At 40.4% G+C, this 21,195-nt stretch carries 20 protein-coding genes; 15 read left to right on the forward strand and 5 right to left on the reverse strand.

Going from position 1 to position 21,195, the window contains the following annotated elements; translation table 11 throughout:
- Window positions 1–337: 337 nt before the first annotated feature.
- Window positions 338–1,693: a cytochrome ubiquinol oxidase subunit I gene (locus F2B13_RS17085; RefSeq protein WP_149277328.1), complete on the forward strand. Its 1,356-nt coding sequence runs from the start codon at window positions 338–340 to the stop codon at window positions 1,691–1,693.
- A 10-nt stretch (window positions 1,694–1,703) separates the two neighbouring features.
- Entirely contained in the window at window positions 1,704–2,741 is a 1,038-nt protein-coding gene (gene cydB, locus F2B13_RS17090) for a cytochrome d ubiquinol oxidase subunit II (RefSeq protein ID WP_149304725.1), read from the forward strand.
- Between the two features lie 136 nt (window positions 2,742–2,877).
- On the opposite strand, the gene F2B13_RS20525 is transcribed toward cydB, so the two are convergent.
- Window positions 2,878–3,054 (reverse strand): hypothetical protein, encoded by a 177-nt coding sequence (locus F2B13_RS20525; protein WP_198440155.1) that lies wholly within the window; start codon window positions 3,052–3,054, stop codon window positions 2,878–2,880.
- Between the two features lie 792 nt (window positions 3,055–3,846).
- On the opposite strand from F2B13_RS20525, the gene F2B13_RS20530 reads away from it, so the two are divergent.
- The 3 genes from F2B13_RS20530 (at window position 3,847) to F2B13_RS20830 (ending at window position 4,875) form a co-directional block, all read left to right on the forward strand.
- Window positions 3,847–4,023 (forward strand): hypothetical protein, encoded by a 177-nt coding sequence (locus F2B13_RS20530; RefSeq protein WP_198440156.1) that lies wholly within the window; start codon window positions 3,847–3,849, stop codon window positions 4,021–4,023.
- Window positions 4,024–4,220: 197 nt separating this feature from the next.
- A complete protein-coding gene (locus F2B13_RS17095) occupies window positions 4,221–4,601 on the forward strand; it encodes an AraC family transcriptional regulator ligand-binding domain-containing protein (protein ID WP_149304726.1) in 381 nt (126 codons plus the stop codon).
- Window positions 4,602–4,620: 19 nt separating this feature from the next.
- On the forward strand, window positions 4,621–4,875 hold the full coding sequence (locus tag F2B13_RS20830) for a helix-turn-helix transcriptional regulator (RefSeq protein WP_149304727.1): 255 nt from the start codon (window positions 4,621–4,623) through the stop codon (window positions 4,873–4,875).
- A 183-nt stretch (window positions 4,876–5,058) separates the two neighbouring features.
- Here the strand turns inward: F2B13_RS20830 and F2B13_RS17105 are convergent, their stop codons facing one another.
- Window positions 5,059–5,982 (reverse strand): LysR family transcriptional regulator, encoded by a 924-nt coding sequence (locus F2B13_RS17105; protein ID WP_149304728.1) that lies wholly within the window; start codon window positions 5,980–5,982, stop codon window positions 5,059–5,061.
- Between the two features lie 115 nt (window positions 5,983–6,097).
- Here F2B13_RS17105 and F2B13_RS17110 point away from each other — a divergent pair, with 115 nt between their 5' ends.
- From F2B13_RS17110 to F2B13_RS17150, 9 genes are all read left to right on the forward strand, one after another.
- The gene (locus F2B13_RS17110) at window positions 6,098–6,406 is read left to right on the forward strand and encodes a hypothetical protein (RefSeq protein WP_149277334.1); all 309 of its coding nucleotides are present in this window, start codon (window positions 6,098–6,100) and stop codon (window positions 6,404–6,406) included.
- Between the two features lie 96 nt (window positions 6,407–6,502).
- Window positions 6,503–6,811 (forward strand): hypothetical protein, encoded by a 309-nt coding sequence (locus F2B13_RS17115; RefSeq protein ID WP_149304729.1) that lies wholly within the window; start codon window positions 6,503–6,505, stop codon window positions 6,809–6,811.
- Window positions 6,812–7,087: 276 nt separating this feature from the next.
- Window positions 7,088–8,569, forward strand: coding sequence for a proton-conducting transporter transmembrane domain-containing protein (locus tag F2B13_RS17120; protein ID WP_232625259.1), 1,482 nt, complete (start codon window positions 7,088–7,090; stop codon window positions 8,567–8,569).
- Window positions 8,569–10,965 (forward strand): DUF2309 domain-containing protein, encoded by a 2,397-nt coding sequence (locus tag F2B13_RS17125; RefSeq protein WP_149304730.1) that lies wholly within the window; start codon window positions 8,569–8,571, stop codon window positions 10,963–10,965. The genes F2B13_RS17120 and F2B13_RS17125 overlap by 1 nt, the downstream gene beginning before the upstream one ends.
- Window positions 10,966–11,654: 689 nt before the next feature.
- Window positions 11,655–12,746: a sensor histidine kinase gene (locus F2B13_RS17130; protein ID WP_149304731.1), complete on the forward strand. Its 1,092-nt coding sequence runs from the start codon at window positions 11,655–11,657 to the stop codon at window positions 12,744–12,746.
- 2 nt (window positions 12,747–12,748) lie between these two features.
- Complete coding sequence (locus F2B13_RS17135) at window positions 12,749–14,077, forward strand: sigma-54-dependent transcriptional regulator (protein WP_149304732.1); 1,329 nt, start codon at window positions 12,749–12,751, stop codon at window positions 14,075–14,077.
- Window positions 14,078–14,175: 98 nt separating this feature from the next.
- Complete coding sequence (locus tag F2B13_RS17140; protein WP_149304733.1) at window positions 14,176–14,709, forward strand: GreA/GreB family elongation factor; 534 nt, start codon at window positions 14,176–14,178, stop codon at window positions 14,707–14,709.
- Window positions 14,710–14,752: 43 nt separating this feature from the next.
- Window positions 14,753–15,121: a hypothetical protein gene (locus F2B13_RS17145; protein WP_149277340.1), complete on the forward strand. Its 369-nt coding sequence runs from the start codon at window positions 14,753–14,755 to the stop codon at window positions 15,119–15,121.
- Window positions 15,122–15,230: 109 nt separating this feature from the next.
- A complete protein-coding gene (locus F2B13_RS17150) occupies window positions 15,231–15,863 on the forward strand; it encodes a hypothetical protein (protein ID WP_149304734.1) in 633 nt (210 codons plus the stop codon).
- A 484-nt stretch (window positions 15,864–16,347) separates the two neighbouring features.
- Here the strand turns inward: F2B13_RS17150 and F2B13_RS17155 are convergent, their stop codons facing one another.
- Genes F2B13_RS17155 through rpe form a run of 3 tightly spaced genes read right to left on the reverse strand, consistent with a single transcriptional unit; the run spans window position 16,348 to window position 19,063 of the window.
- Window positions 16,348–17,400, reverse strand: a complete 1,053-nt coding sequence (locus F2B13_RS17155; RefSeq protein WP_149277342.1) for an SMP-30/gluconolactonase/LRE family protein — start codon at window positions 17,398–17,400, stop codon at window positions 16,348–16,350.
- 20 nt (window positions 17,401–17,420) lie between these two features.
- Window positions 17,421–18,404, reverse strand: coding sequence for a YpdA family putative bacillithiol disulfide reductase (locus tag F2B13_RS17160; protein ID WP_149304735.1), 984 nt, complete (start codon window positions 18,402–18,404; stop codon window positions 17,421–17,423).
- The gene (rpe, locus tag F2B13_RS17165; protein WP_149277344.1) at window positions 18,383–19,063 is read right to left on the reverse strand and encodes a ribulose-phosphate 3-epimerase; all 681 of its coding nucleotides are present in this window, start codon (window positions 19,061–19,063) and stop codon (window positions 18,383–18,385) included. Before rpe ends, F2B13_RS17160 begins: the two co-directional genes overlap by 22 nt.
- Before the next feature lie 199 nt (window positions 19,064–19,262).
- Between rpe and F2B13_RS17170 the strand changes: the two genes are divergently transcribed.
- Window positions 19,263–21,089, forward strand: coding sequence for a flavohemoglobin expression-modulating QEGLA motif protein (locus tag F2B13_RS17170; protein ID WP_232625260.1), 1,827 nt, complete (start codon window positions 19,263–19,265; stop codon window positions 21,087–21,089).
- The last annotated feature ends 106 nt before the right edge of the window (window positions 21,090–21,195 follow it).

Here is a 21,195-nt window from a genome sequence, read left to right on the forward strand (position 1 = left end):
ACGACTGTCCACTTCGACTTCAACAACTTAAAATCGAGATATAGGTCTCACGGAACCGAACGAATTCTTAGTGGAAAAGAGGGGGTATCATCAATATTGACGGAATCATAACTTCCTATGGCTATATTGACCTTATTCCTCTCTTTTGTTCTTTCTGATTTATATCTATAATTTAATCAAAATCAAACTTAAATTGGCTATACGTGATGCGGGCTAAAGTGCCAAGGTTAAACGATTTGACTTTTCGCCGATTAAACGCCATATTGAAAGTAAAACCTTTCAATCCCACACTGCGCTTATACTTGGCCGTTGGGCATAATTTATAACATCCTACAATATGGAAACAGAGATATTGGCTAGAATTCAGTTCGCTTTTACTATCGCTTTTCATTACATCTACCCGCCGCTAAGTATTGGTTTGGGTTTGATTATGGTGATTATGGAAGGGATGTACCTAAAGACTGGCGATAAACAGTACGAGGTTTTAACTCGTTTCTGGTTAAAAATTTTCGCTATCACCTTTGGTATCGGTGTAGCGACAGGTATTATAATGGAGTTTGAGTTTGGTACAAACTGGGCCGTGTATTCTAGATATGTAGGTGATATTTTTGGTAGTGCGCTAGCAGCAGAAGGTCTCTTTGCCTTTGGATTAGAGAGTGCCTTTCTTGGTATCTTGCTATTTGGTTGGAACAGAGTATCACCCAAAGTACATTTTATCTCCACAGTAGGAGTTTTTTTAGGCTCGATGTTTTCCGCTATATGGATTGTTGTCGCTAACAGTTGGCAGCAAACACCTGCAGGATATCATATTGTAGGTGAAGGCTTCGAAGCCAGAGCTGAAGTAACTGATTTTTGGGCAATGGTGTTTAATCCTTCAAGTTTAGATCGAATTATACACGTGTGGCAGGGTGCTTTTTTAGCCGGAGCATTTTTAGTATTGAGTGTACATGCCTATTACCTTCTAAAGGGGCGCTATGTTGAGATTTCAAAAAAAGCATTCAAAATAGCCCTTGGATTAGCAACCATAGTCTCTTTAACCCAATTAATTTCAGGACATAGTTCCGCAGAAGGTGTTGCGGTTAATCAACCCGCCAAGCTTGCTGCAATGGAGGGCCACTATGACGTTTCAGCTCCCGCAGATTTGTATTTAATTGGTTGGGTCGACAACGAATCGCAGGAAGTCACAGGTGTCAAATTACCCGGTGGTCTGTCGTTTTTAGTTCATCAAAATTTTGAGGAACCGATTACAGGTCTAAATGCATTCCCAAAAGATGAAAGACCTGGACAGGTAAATGCTGTTTTCCAGTTTTATCACATTATGATTTCGATTGGTATGTTTCTTATAGGTCTCACGCTTTATGCGAGTTTATTGTGGTGGCGCGGAACCTTATTTGAAAAAAAATGGTTATTGAGAATATTCGCTTTTTCTGTGATTCTACCACAACTGGCAAATCAAGTTGGTTGGTTTGCTGCTGAAATGGGAAGGCAACCATGGATTGTATACGGTCATTTAAGAACTGATGAAGGATTCTCACAAGAGGTATCATCAAACCAGATTCTTTTTTCTCTGATATTATTTTTAGTGGTCTATACTATGCTATTTCTACTCTTTATCTATAGTGTAAACAAAAAGATAAAGCACGGCCCGTATGATGAAGCTAAAAATCCAGATGAATTTTTAAAATATGTTTAAGCTTGGCATTATGGAAACTTTTTTAGGTTTGGATTATCCTACACTTTGGTACTTGGTTGTAGGATTACTATTTTCTGGTTATGCAATTTTGGAAGGTTTTGATTATGGTGCAGGCGCTTGGCATCTATTTTTCAGAAAGGATTTAAGCAGACGTATTGCTATCAATGCAATAGGACCGTTGTGGGATGCCAATCAGGTATGGCTAATAATAGGTGGTGGCGCATTATTTGCGGGCTTTCCAGTAATGTATGCGACTATGTTATCTGCCATGTACGTGCCTTTTATGTTATTTCTAATGTTACTGGTACTGAGGTCTTCCGCAATAAAATTCAGAAGTGCAGAAGAAATGCCATGGTGGCGTATGACTTGGGATATAATTTACTTTACCTCTAACGTCTTAATATCCTTTTTACTGGGTGTGGTTTTAGCTAACATTTTACAGGGATTTGAAATAGCTGAAAATTATAGTTACACCGGCGGAGTATTCTTGTCGTTTTTAAACCCTTATGCGATTATGATTGGCTTAACCACTGTATCATTGTTTATGACCCAAGGAGCTATTTTTTTATTGCTAAAAACAGAGGGTCGTTTGCATGCAAGATTGACTTTTTTATTAAAAAAAGGAATGATTTTTTTTATTGTAAGTTTTGCTGCAACATCGTTATATACCTTGGTATTCTTACCAGGTGTAACTGACAGGTTTAAAGAATATCCGATATCTTTTGTTATTCCTCTTTTAGCTTTCTTGGCAGTTGCAAATGTGCCTCGGTTAGTTTCCAAAAAGAAGTATGGAAATGCCTTAGTTTTTTCCTCATTGACGATGTCCTTTCTTTTAATGTTAGTAGCACTTCAGCTATATCCTGTTTTACTGCCTTCAACAATAAGCCCTAATTATAGTGTGACAATTTACAACGCAGCATCGTCTCAAAAATCATTAGGTATAATGTTAACCATTGTTCTTATTGGCGCACCTCTTTTAGCTGGTTATTTCTTGTTTTTATACAAAACATTTCACGGTAAAGTGAAGTTGGATGACACTAGTTATTAAAAAAACTAAGCCCAAAACTGGCTGTAAGTTATTGCTCTCATGGCGAAGTAAAATTAGATCTATACATTATTCAAAATAAATCACGTCTGAAAATCATGGCTTAGCTGCCACCGATGTCTCCCTCTCGCGTTGCTCGTCAGAGGTAGTTTCTGATTTGCAACTTGGCGCCAACGAGCCAGCTTCCGCACAGCATAAGGGCATGTTCCTGAACCTGCCAAAACACGGCCGCAAAGCCCAACAACAGATAGCCAGATTCCTTGTAAACCATTAAAACACCTAACAATGAGAATGCTGACAACTTTATTTTTCTCATTACCTATCCTCAGTTTTAGTAATTCAAATTATTATGAACCAGAGGACTGGAAAAAGTATCATGAGCAAATAAATCGGGCAGAAAATTTCATAATTGACGAACAGTTTCAAGAAACATTGAATATATATAATGATATTTTCAATTCTTTCGATTTTTCTTTCTAAAAGATTACAAAATTACAGCTCAGTTTGCCCTTTACTTGAATGACATAGAAACCGCTTTTGAAATTATTAAAAAAGGAATTGCTCGAGATTGGGATCTAAAAAGCCTTAATTAAAACGGTTACTTATCAAAACTTCAGAATGAACCTAAATGGAAATTAAAAATTGTATTATGAGGCATTAATTGAAAATAATGGGCAATTAAATGAAGTCGACCTTGGTTAAAAATTAGGACTTAATTAAGAAGATACAAGAAAAATACTTGTACAGCTACTATCGGAACATAGGTCTTGCGATTATAGTCTGAACGAAACCAAGAAAATCAAAAAATGTAAGTAATAACATATAAAACAACGGCGATTTTGGGTGTTGACTCAAAATGTGTTGTTTTTAATTTAGTAAATTTCAAAACGAAAAGAAAGCAAGTATGAATCCGCTACTGCTCTTATAATAACCGTTGCGCTTGATTGGAGGAAGTAATTCAAAGTTTGAACTTGAAATACTGATTGTTGATAAATGGAACACCGGAAAACAGGACAAAATGGAGTGAAATATCAGAACCGGGAGTGAAAGTAAGAACTACGAAATTGAAAGCTTTAAAAAAATAAACTGGCCAAAACAATTTAAAAAAATGAAAAAACAAACAGGATATTTATTAATCGCAATTGGAATAGCATCAATGTTAGCCGGTATTTACGGAGCAGTTCAAAGTGGAGAATTGATGGACTCGTTGAGTGGAGTTTTGATCGGAGCGGCCCTAATTGTAACGGTGATTTTTGAACGAAATAAAAAAGACAAAAATGAATAAATACAAAGAAATAGCAATAGTGGCTATAAGTAATGCCGCTATTCTCGCACATTTCTGAAAAACTTTTCGATTTTCTATTTGGTTTGTACGAGCTAATGTTAACGTTAACTCACACAACGAACCCTGGACGAACCGTATTTTAGGACGTTAGAATGTAGAGAAGTTTGGGAATAAATATCAACTAGTGCATAATAAAAATGAATTACATCTCTATAAGTCTATATCGTAAAATAATAAATCATGCTTTAAATGAAGGCATGACACGAGATGACTTTAAAGGTGTATCGACTCCAATTGACTCTATTGAGCAAATTCAAGCGGTTCCGGCAAATCACTTTTTTGAACTTCATGAATTGATAGATCGGGAAATAGGTCCTGGATTTTCTGTGAGAGTGGGTCAACAAATGAAAATCGAAGATTATGGTGTGCTTGGTTTATCATGGAAAACTTGTTCGTGGGCCGGTGAAATTTTTGATAGAAGCGAACGGTACTTTATGTTGCTGTCGAACACCTATTTTTTTAGAGTTGAAAAAGGAGCGGAAATATCCCGTGTTTATTTAAATCGTCAGGCTCACTAAACAGGCGTAGAATTATCCAATGAAGCCACCTTTTCTGCGACGGTTGTTGTACTTCAGGCGTACGCTTACCCGCCGCTTATCTCAAAATGGCCTTACCTTTAGAGACCTTGTTAAAAGAATCCAGGAAGAAGTTTCAAAAGATCTCCTTAAAAACTCAGCAAGAAGTGTTGCCGAGATTGCTTTTGAAACCGGATTTTCAGAGCAAAGCGCTTTTAGTCGTGCCTTCAAAAACTGGACGAATCAATCCCCGTTAGAATTTCGTAAAATCCGATAAAAAATATCTCTGCACTTTATAGCATGATTCGGGATCTAGAAGACCAAGTAAGCAACCACCAAAACAGGATTGAGGATTTGGGGTCGCAAGTGTATAATCTAAAAAAGAAATTATATAGCCTTTGGGGAATAGTGGAAGAAAACATTTCTTGATTATTTTGGGTTACACAAGTATATCATTGCCTTAATAATTATCGATCCAGGCAAATCTTTTATCTATAATATCTTGCTTTTTTGAATTTAAAAAATCAAGATAAGCGATGGCCGCCGGTGACAGTTTTTTAGATTTTAGCCAAACGAGATGCCAAGTGGTGACAATGGGCAACCCTTTAACCGGAACAATTTGTAGGTCACCGTTATTGAGTTCGTTTTTAATTCCGATTAAGGGCATGATAGAGTACCCCAAGCCTGATAGTACAGCTTGCTTGACCGCCTCATTTGAGGTCAATTCTATTTTTTTACGAATCGAAAATTTATTTTTCGATATGAAATTTTCCATGGCATTTCTTGTGGCAGAACCTGGCTCCCTATAGATTAGGGGAAGACTACCGAATAATTTTTTTTTGGTAGGGGAGTTTTTGAACTTTAGCTCGGTACTGCCTACGTAAAAAAGTTTGTTCGGCATTAATGCAACCCGATTGATTTTCATTTTTTTGGGAAGTACGGAGACTAGTGCAAAATCTACCTCGTTCCGTTCCAGGTTTTTGACGACTTTGGTTTTGTTCGTTACGTCCATAATAAGGTCTACACCTGAATGCAACTTCATAAAGTCGGATAAAAAATAGGGCATTACGTACTTGCCCGTTGAAGCAACCGATATTTTTAGACGTCCCGAAAGATTGCCTTGATAGGCCAAAGTTCTATAATTGATAGCGTCAACTTGGTTAAGAATATTCTCTGCTGCTTGTGCGATTTCATTTCCAAAATCAGTAATATAAAGTTTTCGGCCCACCACTTCGGTAAGAGGTATCGGAAACTGGTCTTGAAAATTTTTAAGCTGTATTGAAACGGCTGGTTGTGTTAAATTAAGCTCTTCCGAAGCCTTCGTAATACTCTGTATTTGAGATATTTTCAAGAAAATCTGTAGCTGGTGTAAAGTGTAATGCATAAAAAAAATTAATGTTTTTTATAATAAATATAAATAAAAATATATATAGTTAATTTCTAATCTTTGTTCCCGGATTTGATATTCAAATAAAATTAACCTTTTAAAAAAATCAAAAATGGAAACAGTGGAAACAGTAAAGACTGAAAAAACAACACAAAAAATTCAATTGGTAAAAGGGGCATTCACCGCATCAGAGGCCTGCGATGTAGTCTGTGCCTTGATAGACGAAAAAATTAACTTTCATAAGATTCAGAGGCTTCAAATCTGGGAGGGAAACCATGCCAGCAAAACAGGCCATTTAGATGGTCGTATTCAAGAGCTCCAAGAAGAAAGAAAGCTTGCCAAACAATTCATTATGGCAAATAAAGGTAAAGGATATAACCTGAAAATACAGGGTACTCTTGAAATCACGGTGGCAGATTAAAAGCTCAAAAGGTATTTCCTCTTCAGATGTCAGCTATCGCGACAGCGCCTATCAAGTTTTTTGAAATGAAACAATACTAACAGTAAAAATTAAAACATGCAATTAAATAAATCTTTGGCTCTGCCCATTTTGGGGATGGCGGTTCTCATAATTTTTAACCTGTGGTCTTATCTGCACAATGCTATATTTTTAGATCGGTTATTGATTTGTACCCTTATTCTAGGTTTGATATTCATTAGTAAAGTTCTCAAAAGTTCCCATCAACCAATGAGATCCTATGAGGGTAATGAAAAGCATAACCGTCAGCCCGGGCCTGACTATCGTATTCAAAAAAGAACAATAGAATCCGAATCTATCGAAGCGTACAACGCTAAGAATCTTGAAAAGAAAGAAGAGGTCGCTTGATGCAAAAACTCGTAAACCATAGAATAGATCATTTAGTTCATTTAATGTTCGAAATAAGGTCAAACAGACCTGAAGACCACGAAGAGCACGAAAGTATTTTCAATCAGGCCAGGGTTTATCTGAATACAATAAACACCAAAAGACTAAGCCGAATGATATATTCACTTTCTAGTCTCCACATGTATTCGTCAAAGATCAGCGAGGTTCCAGCCGATGTACTTGAAGAACTGATCTTAGACTTCAAACCACTATTAAAAATCTTCCAAAACACTAAAAATGATGCTTGAAAATAATGAACAAGAAATGCATCCAGAAGAATCTAAGGAAAAAGCACCTACCTTATTTTCGGTTCAATTACCTAAAACCGTCTCTTTTTTCTTATGGTTCTTGTTTGCAGGAAATATGCTTTATCTGGTGACCTCTTTCAATACTCTGCCCAACTGGAATGGAGCCATTTTGAGGTTCAACGGTTTCAGCCTACTTATTTGGACCACGGTTACTTTCTTCGGAGGGCTTATTGGCAGCTACGCGAGCAGTTATCTGAAGGGTTTTAGATATCATTCCCGGTTTATGATGCTTTCTCTAGGATTTACAACCTCGGTAATGTTATTCGTAGTGTCGGAACATATCGTACTAATGTTGTTCAGCTGGTTGTCGATGGGTATCTTCATGTCTCGATTGATAGGTGTAGAGTCGGATTGGGGGGAAGCTCAAGAAGCTTCCCGATTTACCCAGCGTTATTTTCTGCTAGGTACCCTCTTTTTAAGCGCTGCCTTGTGCTTACTGGCTCTTTACAGTAATGAAATGACGCTCAGCGGTCTGATTAATGCCTTGCACCTCATACCATTTTACATAAAGTTGATAGCGGGATTGTTGGTCATCGCTGCGGCCTTAGTACAATCTGCGATCTACCCGTTCCATCGTTGGTTGCTTTCCGCGATGACAGCACCCACTCCCGCATCGGCCTTAATGCATGCCGGTTTTGTAAACGGTTCCGGAATTTTATTGACCTTGTTCGCGGCTTTGCTCTTTGCCTCGAACACCTTGAATATTCTATTTGTCATTGGAGGTCTCACCGCTATAATTGCACAGTTCAACAAGCTACTACAGGTTAATGTAAAACAGAAACTGGCTTGTTCTACCATTGCCCAAATGGGTTTCATGATTATGCAATGCGGGTTAGGATTTTTCACTGCAGCGGTAACGCACCTCATTCTCCATGGATTTTATAAAGCCTATTTGTTTCTTTCCTCCGGGGAAGCAATTGCGCACTCAAGACCCCAAAAACCACCTCAAATTAAAATAGGGACGCTTCAAGCCATGATCGTTCTGATCTTCGGTGTTCTCGGAGCGTTCCTTTTTGCGATCTGGACAGGAAAGGGTACGCAACTCGACAGTGGAATTTTCCTTACTCTTATTGTTGCGATTACCGTGGGGCAGGCAACTTACAATATTGGAAAGGAGAAAAGCCTGTCGGTGCTGCAGAAAATAGTTGTACCGCCCTTGCTTTTTATAGCGGGTATAGGAACATATGCCTTAATGTACAATGGGGTTTCGATCGTCATGACCGATATTCCGATGGCGGCAGTGCCCATGCCTATTTCAATGGTACAAATGGCATTCGGTATTGTTTTTCTGGCCGGGTTTTTCATCATGAAATTAGGTGTGTATCGGAAAATCCCTTGGCTCTATGTCAAACTGATGAACCTTTCACAACCTTATAAAAAGTCCATTTTAATGTATAAATCAAATTCCTAATGAACCAGCAGCACATTCTAAAAAGTATCGATGAAGCCTCCAAGATTGTTGGAAAAACATGGCCACTCTATTCTTTTGTGACCTCTAATCCGCTCTCCGGATATGAAAAAGCGCCCTTTGAAGAAGCGTTACGAAGCGCTAAGAAACATTTGAACGCAAGAGTATTTCCAGATAGCTCACAATTTCGTCAAGCGTGGCAGAAGAAAGAAATCAGCAAAGGGGTATTGCGGTCAATGCTAAAAGAAAAAGGATTTTCGGAATCTCCTGAATACTATTTGCAACTCATGGACTCCGGGGAAAATACCAAGGTGAAAAATGGGAACCACGATTTGGACAGAATCATGGCAAAGTGGCTTGCCGCTTTTATGGATGAAGGTCTCGCCGAATGGGAAATGCCGAATAAGAAAGATGGTTTTTACCGGGCTTGGCGAAAACTCGCAACCTACGATGGCGAGATAGGCATAAAAGATATACGACAAATACCGGAAACCAGCTCTCAAGCGTTGATGCAAATATTGGAGGATTATCCCGAGGAAAGTTATCCTCACATTTTTGCGTATCATTTGGCAGCTTTGCCAGGATGGACGGGGTATATCAAATATAGAACAGAATCCGCCTCACTGTGGCAACAAGAATATCCGATCGTACTAGAGGATTACTTGGGAGTGCGTCTGTGGATCGCACGGCATTTGAATGCCTTTATCATGCCCCAAGATCTTAACCCGCAAAAGGACGATAACCATATAAAACTTCAATACATCTGGTTGAAAGCTTGGGAGAAGAGCTGGCAAGACCAACTTGTAGGCGTATTGAACGAAGAAAAAATAGCCGTAAAAAAACCCCAAACCGAAAATGACGCACCCGAGGCGCAATTGGTTTTTTGTATCGATACCCGATCTGAGATCATACGGAGACATGTAGAATCGAAGGGCGATTATGAGACTTTTGGATATGCCGGGTTTTTTGGAATAGCCATGGATTATCAGAACTTGAAAGATGGTTTGACCCGTAAATCCTGTCCACCAATAGTGAACTCAGCCTATCAAGTTTCTGAAATTCCCAGAACAAACCAAAAAAACACGTTCAAGGCCTATGAAAGGAAAAAGGAAGTCCTAAGGTTCCAAGAGTATTTTTTAAAGAGGATGAAGAACATGTTGCCTTCTGCATTTGGGTATGTAGAGGGGTCGGGAATCTACTATGGTCTTTCCTTATTGGCAAGAAACCTGATTCCTGGATATGTATACGCTCTGAAACAAAAGAGGAACACATCCCACGAGAACTTTTGCCAACCAGAGATCTACAAGACCACGGACAAGGAGGCGCACATTCACCAGATTCCCTTGAACGAAAAAGTAGCCATTGTAAAATCTGCTTTCGACCTCATAGGTTGGAATCATTTCGCGCCCCTAGTTATTTTCGTGGGCCACGGAAGCCATTCTGCGAACAATCCGTTCGGTTCAAGCCTTGACTGCGGGGCTTGTGCGGCAAGTCCTGGAAGGCATAACGCCCGTATGTTGGCCAAGATTGCCAATAGGCGGGATGTTAGAAAATCGCTTCTGGAGAACCATGGTATTGATATTCCGGATGAGACCCTCTTCATAGGTGCTGAACATAATACGACTACCGATGACATTATCATCTTTGATTCTGAGGTTCCAGATTCGCATCAAGACAAATTAAGAAATTTGAGGGTCGATTTGAAACGTGCTCAAGAGACCGCTACTAAAGATCGTCTTCAGAAAGCCTCGAATAGCGTCTCTGTGGCACAGACCAAGGCTAATGATTGGGCAGATACCAGACCGGAATGGGGCCTCGCAAAAAACGCGGGTTTCATTGTGGCACCTAGAGACTTGACCAAAAAGATAAACCTTGGTGGTCGTTGCTTTTTACATTCGTATGACTGGAAAATGGATGTTACAGGTAAGGCACTGGAAGCCATTATGCAAGGACCCATGGTGGTCACCCAATGGATCAACAACCATTACTATTTTTCCACGGTCGACAATGCTACTTTTGGGGGAGGCTCTAAAATCACCCACAACGTCACTGGCAGATTTGGAGTGGTACAGGGTAATGGAGGAGATTTAAAAGTGGGACTACCGCTTCAGTCGGTCCACCAGAGTGATCAAGAAATGTACCATCGGCCGGTACGCCTTTCGGTACTCATAAAAGCACCGCTCGACCGTGTTTCTGAAATCCTTTCAAGGAACGAAAACTTGAAAGCACTTTTGGATAACGAATGGATTTATCTGATGGTACAGGATCCAATGCGGGGAGACGATATCAAAAGATATCAAAGGAATATGCAATGGGTCTCGACTGGAGCGATATCCGAAAGAAAAGAAAAAGACCATCCTAAGGTCGATAGAGAAGTCTTGGAACTGATTACAGAGTAATTTTGTCTATAGAATATATGGGAGGTCAAATTTCTGATAAGCGTAGTATTTTGATCGGGTATGGGCAGCAAGAAAAAGATGGTCGTACCCTCTTTTAAAAAGGAATCGGAGTAACATAATTGATTACTCTCGAATCTTGAAAATGTCAGTGGAAAGACTATGGGTGGTATTTAGCGTGAGTGATGCCCCCTGTAAATTTCGTCTAGTAATTATAGGGTGAAGCTTAGTGGTCAGTTAGTAATTCTTTGACCTTTATTTCTTCATATTCTTCGATAGTTTTGCCGAAAGCACGCTTTTAGAAGGTGGTAAGTGTATGACCTGAAGAGGGGATGATTTTACTAGGGCCATCGGTTATCCAGCGTAATAAAAATGGAATCATACCCATATGAATTGGAACTTTAAGAGTTTTTCGTGCGGTTCGCTCTATCTCGTTTCACCGTGTTAAAAATATTTTTGAAATTGATAAGAATGATAGCTCTTAGGTATCTAATCGCTACTACCCATTATATATCTGATGCGATATAAAAAAGCTCAAAGCACCGGTTGCTAAGAAAAGGGGAAACGTCCTGTTGTAGTCATTCGAGTAATAGCGAATTCCAAAAAAAAAAATCAGATGCCATTTCGTAAATCTCACCTCAAATATTGTCTAATGCCAGCGATTCTGTAAATTGGTAACAATTTATCGAGACGTGCATACGACGGAACAAAAGCTCAAAGAACGCATTAAAGAACTCACATGCCTATATGAAGTGACTTCGCTTATCGTGAACTGCGATTATGATAAGGTGGAGCATGCCTTAAAGGGTATCGTAAAATGTATGGAACGGGCTTGGCAGTTCGATAAGGAAACCTATGTTGCCTTAAAGACCGTCGATTTCGATTTGAAGACCGACGAAAAGGGAACCGACTATGTTTTCTTGGAATCACCGATTACCACTTTCAACAAGCCTCATGGTTCTATAAAGGTAGGCTACCCGGCCCCGAAATATTCCCTTGAAGATTTTTTGGAGGAAGAGCAGCAGCTGTTGGACAATATTTGTCTAGAAGTAGGCAATCTTCTGGAAAGAAAAGAGATAAGGGAAAACGAGGTACGTATAAGAAGGCAGGTAGAACAGGCTGATCGTTTACGTATTTTAGGGGAGATCACCGCGGGTATTGCCCATGAACTCAACACACCTTTGGCCAATATCCTAGGTTTTGCCGAACTTTTAGAAGAACGGGTGGCGGATGACTCACAGGCTTCCAAAGACCTGAAAAAAATAATTACGAACACGATATTTTCGCGGGAGGTAGTAAAAAAACTAATGTTCTTTGCCTGTGAAATGCCTCAAGAGAAAGAAACGGTAAATATTGTTCCTATTATCGAAGATGCCATCGATCTCATGCGTAGTACCCTTAAGCAGAGTGATATAAGTTGTGATTTGAAGGTCTCAGAACAAATCATAACCCTTCGCATCGACAAGATACAGTTGACCCAGGTAATTTTCAACCTCGTGGTAAATGCCATTTATTTTTCTCCGCCGAAGAGTACGATAAGCGTACATGTCGCGGATAAAAACAAAAAGGTCATTTTGAAGATCGCCGATCAGGGCTCTGGTATTCCCGAAGATGTGGCGCAACACATTTTTGAACCTTTTTATACGACCAAACCTTCGGGTGAGGGCTCGGGCCTGGGTCTAAGTGTAGTACACGGTATTGTTAAAAGCCATCAAGGAACGATTCTTCATAAAAAAAACAACCCCACAGGAACTATCTTTACCATCGAGTTTCCAAAGACCTAACTATATTGCTCAAGAAGGAAAACATATTACTCGTCGATGATGATATCGAAATATTGGAACTACTGCAACGGCATTTGCATTCCATGGATTACCATACCTACAAAGCTGTTTCCGTAAAGGAAGCTATATACATCCTGCAAGATACCGAAATCGACCTTCTGATTACCGATATAAACATGCCGGAAATTGATGGTACTCAACTCATAAAATATGTTGCCGAGCATTATCCCGATATGCCGAAGTTAGTGGTAACCGGATTCCCTTCTATAGAAGATGCCCTCAGCGTAATCAAATCGGGGGCACTGGATTATCTGACAAAGCCCTTCACAAAGATGGAGCTGGCCGATTCCGTAAAAAAATCCTTGGCCCACAAGGTCTCGCACAAAACCGGGTACAAACCTATCACACATTATTCAAATAATAGCTATGCCGATATGATAGGGTCATCCGAGGCGTTCCAAAAAGTGATTGAAATTATCGAAAGGGTAAAAGACAATCATGCGACGGTATTGGTAAGGGGCGAGAGCGGTACAGGCAAAGAACTCGTAGCTCGCGCCGTACACTATTCAGGTAAGTTCGCCCGAGCTCCTTTTATCGCTGTGAACTGTGGTGCGATTCCTGAAAACCTTTTAGAGGCAGAACTCTTCGGGTATAGCAAAGGCGCCTTTACGGGAGCTAACGAAAACCGTGAGGGATTCTTTCAGGCGGCCAACCATGGCACTATTTTTTTAGATGAAATAGGCAATGCACCCTTGCCCGTTCAAAACAGGTTGTTACGGGTCTTGCAAGAGAAGGAAGTAACTCGAATAGGTTCAAGAAAAAAAGAACGATTGGATGTTCGGGTCATCGCGGCAACCAATAGCGATTTGGAAGAACTCATTGCCAAACAAATTTTTAGGGAAGATTTGTACTATCGCCTGACCGTGGTAACCATCGATGTTCCTCCCTTGCGGGAACGCAAAAACGACATACTCTTATTGGTAGCGAAGTTTCTGCAAAAATATGGTATGGAATACAAAGATCGGCCTACTCGAATTTCTTCTGACGCCCTCAGAGTATTGGAACGCTATCATTGGCCTGGTAATATACGAGAACTCGAAAACGTGGTACAACGTGCCATAATCATGTGCGATGGCGAAATTAGACTGCCACACCTTCCCGATACGTTGAAATACCAGATCGACTTTCCCGAAAAGGGACTGAAAACCCTGAGGGAAATGGAAAAAGAGTACATTCAAAAAGTGCTCATCGCTACGGAAGGTAACAAGACCAAGGCTGCAGAAATTCTAAACATAGACCGCAAAACGCTGCGCAACAAGTTAAACGACTAACCGGGGAATAATGCCCCGTTTGGGTATCTTTTCCTCACCCTCAATACTTCTCTACTCTTTCTTTATATATTTTAATGTATTGATATTCAATTACATAGATGTTTTTATATGCTATTGGTATAAAGAACGGTACATCCTTTGCCTTTAATGGTTGGAAAGTAAGGCAAACTGTAGCGCCCATAAGTATCGAAATCGAACCAATGGATCATGATAACCGAGTATTTGAAAAGCGAGACTATGTGGCCCTAAAAAGAATATTGAATTTTCATAGGCATTGTGAGGATTTTTTGCAGAAAGATGTCTTTGAAATATTGAAGGAGGGATTGACTCAGGCTCTGGTTAAAAACGATGAGGAAATGCCCAGTGCAATTGTACGATTAAATTCAAAAGTTACCCTCACCGATGAAGACGGACAAACCCCTACCGTTCAGCTGGTCTTGCCGTCGGAGAAAAATAGGGATAAGGGAAAAGTGTCGGTAATAAGTACTCTAGGTGCAAATTTAATAGGGTTTGCGGTTGGGCACAAAGTATCGATAGAGGTCCTGCCAAAACATAAAATACTAGAAATAGTACAGGTGTCGGGGCCCAATCATAGGAGGGTGCCGGATACAATATCCGGAATGGATTTTTAGTCTTAGAAGAAGAAAAATAAGTATAAATTCTAAATATATGGTTATGCGACAATTAATTATAGCAATGATGTTCATTTTCTCCGGTCTTTTCATGAATGCACAGGAGGGTAAAGCGGTTCTGCCTCAGAATATTCAAATAGGCGATATACTGAAAATTGGCGCCCCTGAAGCTAGGCAGTACAAGTACATCAATTTTCCTAGGGCCAATTTTATTATTAAAAGAGGGGGAATCGCAAATTATAAAGGAATGAAAGGGTACAAAGTAATGGTAACGGATATCAAGGAAAAAAAAGACGGTTCCTTAAAGGTGAAAATTAAACGTGCTGACGGCGGAAGATTTTTTGGGAGCCACACAGTGGTATCGGCCCATCTCAACAATGCCTTGGAGACTGGGGAGCTACAAAAAATTTAGCTTTAAGGTTGGTTAGTGTAATCCGTCCGGCTTCCAAGTGTTTTTAGACTTTTGGACCGGATGGATCTTATTTCAGGATTTCTAAAGTGTGACACTAATATCTAGGCTCATGAATAACAAGATGACTTTAAAACAACGTATCAATGCAGGTTTCATTTTGGCAATGGCATTTCTTTTGGTTTTTGCCTCCAATAGATTGAATCGCAGAAATTTTGCCAACCTAGAGCAGAACGTGAGCTCTGTTTTCGAAGATCGTGTGGTCGTTCAGGAATATATCTATAGACTGAACAATATCTTTCATAGGAAAGAACTATCATTGGCGAAATCAGATGAAAATAGGGGTGTTCCGGCCGCGGATGAAGACATTGAAAATCTGCTTTCAGACTTCGCAAGCACCAAACTCACACGTGATGAATCGAGATACCTAAATTTATTAAAGGCGAACTACGCCAAACTTGTGGTTTTGGAAACCAAGAAAACCCCAAATCAAGGGCCTGTCGAAGAAGATGTTAAATTAAGAATGGCCAATTTGTTGGGTGACATCAGCGCGAATCTCGACAGACTTTCCGAAGTGCAACTTAGCGAAGGAAAGCTAATGACACAAATGTCTAAAAAATCGCTGAGCATGAACCAAATGCTCTCCAAACTGGAAATAGCTTTTCTGGTAATTATTGGTCTACTCTTTCTATTGCTCATCGTAAATAGGGAGATACCTGGTCTGAAGGCCGTCAAAAAAAATTAGGGCGTTAGATTATATGAAAACCGGCAGGATGAAATGGAATGGGGGATCTAATTTTATTTTTGATGAGGAACCTTAGCGGATTGAACAAAGAACGGACTCGGCGGACACACATTTTAGGATGTATCTACCCGATACTTGGCCGTATCGGAATTTCACAGCGGTAATGATAACGCTTTCCTAGATTTCATAAAGTATCCCGGCTTCTATACCGATTATTTATCTTCTATCGAATTTACCTATGTTTTAAGGTATTTTACTGGAATGGATTATTTTTCGAATCGAAATGTCACCATCACATGGGCCGTAGACAGTAATAATAACGGACGCCTCGATGCATTTTCGTAGTCAAAAGATGCAATGCGGAACTTTTTTAAAGTAGTACTGAAATCATTTGTTTATAAACTGGAAACAGGCCAACCAATCCTGACCCCCGCAAGACCATAAGGATCTTCGTGCCGGTCACCGTTTAATATATTTCGAACAGTTATTTTAGCGGTCTATAGCTGGGTTTTCCTGGTATTTTTGTTGGAATACTTAAAAGATAGGTGCCGTCCGTTACATAGAGCGTTTTAAGGTCCTTTCCCCCGAATGTACAGTTGGTAACGATTCCTTCCGGGGTGCGGGCATACGCCAAGAGTTTACCTTCGGGTGAAATAACATGTATTCCGGGTCGGGTGTCAAGAGTTTCTGAGGTACCTCTTTCGGTATGCAGACCGGCCGCTACATAGAGGTTTCCCTCAATATCGATACTCATACCATCGCCACTTCTTCCCGGATAAAAATTGTAAAGTACTCTTGAATTTGAAATCGTACCATCTTTAAGGTCGAAGGCGAGAATACTGCGGGCATGGTCACTGTCGGGGTGTGCTTCTATTACATATAATGTTTTTTCATCTGGGGAGACGACCACGCCATTGGGCATATCGATTTGAGGCTCCGCAAGCAGTTGATGCACGCTCCCATCAGGATCGACACGGTATACCCCCCTTACATTTTCTTTTTCCAGGTCAGGTTCATTTTCCCGAGAAGAGAAATAGATACGCCCCGCACTATCATAATCTAAATCATTAGGGGATTGTAGTGCTTTTTCTTGAAAGGATGTAGCCATGTCAATAGTCTCTTTTTTCTCTATAGATATTTGCACGACCTTTCCCGTTGTTCCTTCACAAACCAATAGATCTCCATCTTGGGTAAATCGCAGGCCATTGGCACCGTTTGATTCCTTTTTAAATACGGAAAGTTCTTTTTCCTTAGGGTTCCATTTTAGAATCTTATTGACAGGCACATTGGTAAAGTAGACCATTCCTTCACGATCCACAGCAGGTCCTTCGGTAAATACTTCACTATCTTCGATTCGGGTTTCAACACTGACCTTTCCCAAGAACAAATCGGTTGGTAAGCTGTCGTAGGGGGATATAGGTTGCCGACTTTCGACCGTGGCCGTTTTTGCTTCCTTGGTCTTTTTTTCACCGCAGCTGAGCACCAGTAGCAATATTCCAAAGACTAATAGAGCCGTAGAATGGGTTTTAAGATCCATATAGTGGTTTTGGGGATAATTTAGCTCTTGGCCGTAATTGCGGCCTTGTTTTTAATGGCATCGATAATCATGGGTGCATGTATTCTGGAATTTTCGATAAACCATTTGTGGGTTTCCATACCGCCACAGATGACCCCGGCCAAATAAAGCCCGGGAATATTGGTTTCCATAGTTTCCGGGTTATACTGAGGAAGCCTTTTTTCGTCATCGCTTAGGGCAATGCCTAAATTTTGAAGAAATTCGAAGTTCGGCATATATCCGGTCAAAGCGAGTACAAAATCGTTTTCAAGGATAACCTCGCCGTCAGGAGTGTCTATAACAATCTCTGTTTTGCGAATTTCTTTTACGGTCGCATTGTAATAGGCCTTTATACTGCCTTCCTCAATACGGTTTATAATATCGGGCCGCACCCAATATTTAACACGCTGGCCCACTTCATACCCCCTAATAATAAGGGTAACTTCAGAACCTTTGCGCCAACATTCCAAAGCTGCATCGATAGCGGAATTGCTCGCTCCGATAACCGCTAACTTCTGACTGGCATAGAAATGGGGGTCATTATAATAATGCGAAACCTTTGGGAGGTGCTCACCAGGTATGTTCAATAGGTTGGGAAGATCATAAAAGCCGGTAGCTACGATAACATTGTCGGAGGTATAGGTGGCCTTGTTTGAAACCACCCTGAACACCTCGTCGGATTTTTCAACGGATTGTACCCTTTCGAACAAGTGGATGTTCAACTCATTTGAAGTTACGATACGTCGATAATACTCCAGGGCTTCGTTGCGTTTAGGCTTGGCTTCTTTGCTGATAAAAGGAATATTATCTATTTCCAACTTTTCGGAAGATGAGAAAAATTGCATGTTGATGGGATAATTGAAAAGGGAATTCACTATAGGCCCTTTTTCAATAATTACATAGCTCAATCCTTTCTTCTTGGCCTCGAGCCCACAAGCTATTCCAATGGGGCCGCCACCAATAATTACAATTCGAAAATGCTCCATCTGTCCGTAGCCAATTTAAGTTCCTTAATTGTTTTTTCAGGGTCTTCACTCTTGAATATAAAACTACCTGCGACCAGTACATCGGCTCCTGCCTTGATCAAGGCTTTTGCATTTTTGGCACTAACCCCCCCATCGACTTCTACGATAGCTTTTGATTCCGTCATTTTAATGATTTCTTTTATGTCGGTGATCTTTTCATAGGTATTTTCAATGAAGCTTTGCCCTCCGAAGCCTGGGTTGACACTCATGATCAAAACCAGGTCGAGATCTTTAATGACATTTTTTAACAAGTTGACATTGGTGTGTGGGTTCAGGGCTACTCCAGCTTTCATACCGGCATCTTTTATAGCTTGTATGGTTCTGTGGAGATGTGTGCACGCTTCGTAATGAACGGTAAGGTTGGTAGCTCCCAAATCGGCAAAGGTTTTGATGTAGCGGTCGGGGTCTACGATCATTAAATGCACATCTAGGGGTTTGGTCGCATGTTTTGCAATAGCTTCTACCACAGGCATCCCGTAGGATATATTGGGTACAAACACCCCATCCATAATGTCAATATGATGCCAGTCGGCATCGCTCCGATTCACCAATTCGATATCGCGTTGCAAATTGCCGAAGTCGGCCGCCAATAATGAAGGTGCAATTTTTACTTTGCTCATCTAGATAAAGTCAGTTTTTGCAAAGGTACACAATCGATATCGTTCTTTTTGAACGGACTGCCCCGTTTTCTTTACGAAAGTGATGTGAAAAACCAACGTGCATAAAAACCGATTAGATCAAAAGCATGTTAAATAGCGCAAATACCTTTTCATAATTTGTATATTTTGAGGGACAGTAATCAAAATATTAAGTAAGCTTTTGGACACCTTGAAATTAGCATCGCAACAATTGCAAAAGTTGGAACCTCATGGAAGAACGGAAATGAAGCTTCCGAACAATGGCTTTTTGTTTTTAGAACATGATGTACCCTATCTGATAGTTTATAGAAGAAAGACAAAGGATAGACAAACGATGCGTTTGGCAAAAACAGGGGCCTCTTTTTTGATTTTGGGAAAAGACGACGAGGATTATATGCACGATTTTCTTCTGGAACTTGTAGATAGAATGGCCGAGCGATTTCGAAGCTTTCTCGTTGTCGAACTGGAAAAGAGAGATTTGGGAAGTACGGAGTTCATTATATCCGGTCCATATAAAAAGCTTCCTTCGACCCTTGATCAACTGGCCAAGGAACTTGAGAAAATAGACATACGATACGATGCGAAACTGACGGCGACTATTGTGGATAGTTCGGCCGAAAACACGGAGAACGGTTCTCCCTTATTTGAAGAAAGCTTCCTAAGGGTCAAGGGAGGTACGTATGTTCGCCTTCAAATTCCACCTGTCTATAGAACTTTGGAGAATAAGGAATTTCCTGTTTTTTTCAGAAAATTCAGAACCCAATTTGCGAAGGCCCTACAGCAATCGATTTATGAATTCATCAGGGTTCAGACTACGTCGAAAATCGCTAGCTACCATGCGTTAGGTAAAAGACGCATACACGAAGAGGTCAGTAAAATCGATAAAGAGATTACCGCCATACAAAATAGCTACTCGTTTTTACTCTTGGTCGCCCCGATAAATATCGAGAATTTGAAACGAAGTTATTTCAACAATGGTTTTAAAAATATTGGTACCTATCACTACCGCTTACTACCCATCGACCCCGATATTTTGAAACGGAAATTATATCAATTGGATATACATGAAATAGATGACCCCGCGCTGGCCTATATTTATGACGAAAAACGTGAGGAAATCGATCAAGAATTGACTATGTTGAAGGAAAGGGGTTCGAAGAATTTCTTTTACAGCAGTGTTCGTCTATATCAAGATATTTCTACTCAGTTATTGAAAGAGGCACAACTTATCCTCAACAATATAGCGGAAGATGACTTGGCATCCGAGAAGACCGATATGGACGCCTACGATTTTCAAAAACTTGCCGAAAATGAATTCGATTTCTTCAGAAAGCAGGCTCCTGACTTTAGAAGCAAGGTACATATTCGCGACGACATAAATATTATGATGGTGGCCGGAGGGGAACTGTATTTGCCATCGGGGTATAGAATGACCAAAATGGAAGCAAGGGCACTTATTCAGCACGAACTGGGTACCCACGCACTAACCTATTTTAACGGTACCCGACAGCCTTTACAGCAATTGGCCCATGGGCTTGCAGGATATGATGCCCTTCAGGAAGGTATTGCGGTGTTGGCAGAGTATTTGGCCGATGCCCTCGGGGTAAATAGACTGAGAACTTTAGCCGGAAGGGTCGTGGCGGGCGATGCGCTGCTCAAAGGTGCTAATTTTGACGACATGTTCAGTATGTTGTATAAAGAGTACGGCTTTGCTCCTCAACGTGCCTTCGATATAACTTCTAGAATGTTTCAGGGAGGAGGTTTCCTCAAAGATATTGTCTACCTGAAGGGTCTCTTGGAACTCCGCGATCATTTGGCAAACGGGGGAACTTTGGAACCATTATTGGCAGGAAAATTTGCCTTAAGGCATTTGACCATTGTACAAGAGCTAACCCATCGAGGGTTGCTTCATCCTCCAAAAATAAAGCCCCGTTATTTGCTGAATGCCTCCTGTGACCAGAAGTTAAGACAATTCAAAAAAGGAATGCCGCTTCATAATATGGTATAACGAATCCACAGTATTTCTTGAAGGTGTTTGAACATTTACTGCGCCTGTTATTTTTTCGACACTCCTCTTACGTAGCCATTTACCCGAACGAGTTAAAATTTTTACA

This window comes from Pareuzebyella sediminis, assembly GCF_008367235.1.
Lineage (GTDB): Bacteria > Bacteroidota > Bacteroidia > Flavobacteriales > Flavobacteriaceae > Pareuzebyella > Pareuzebyella sediminis.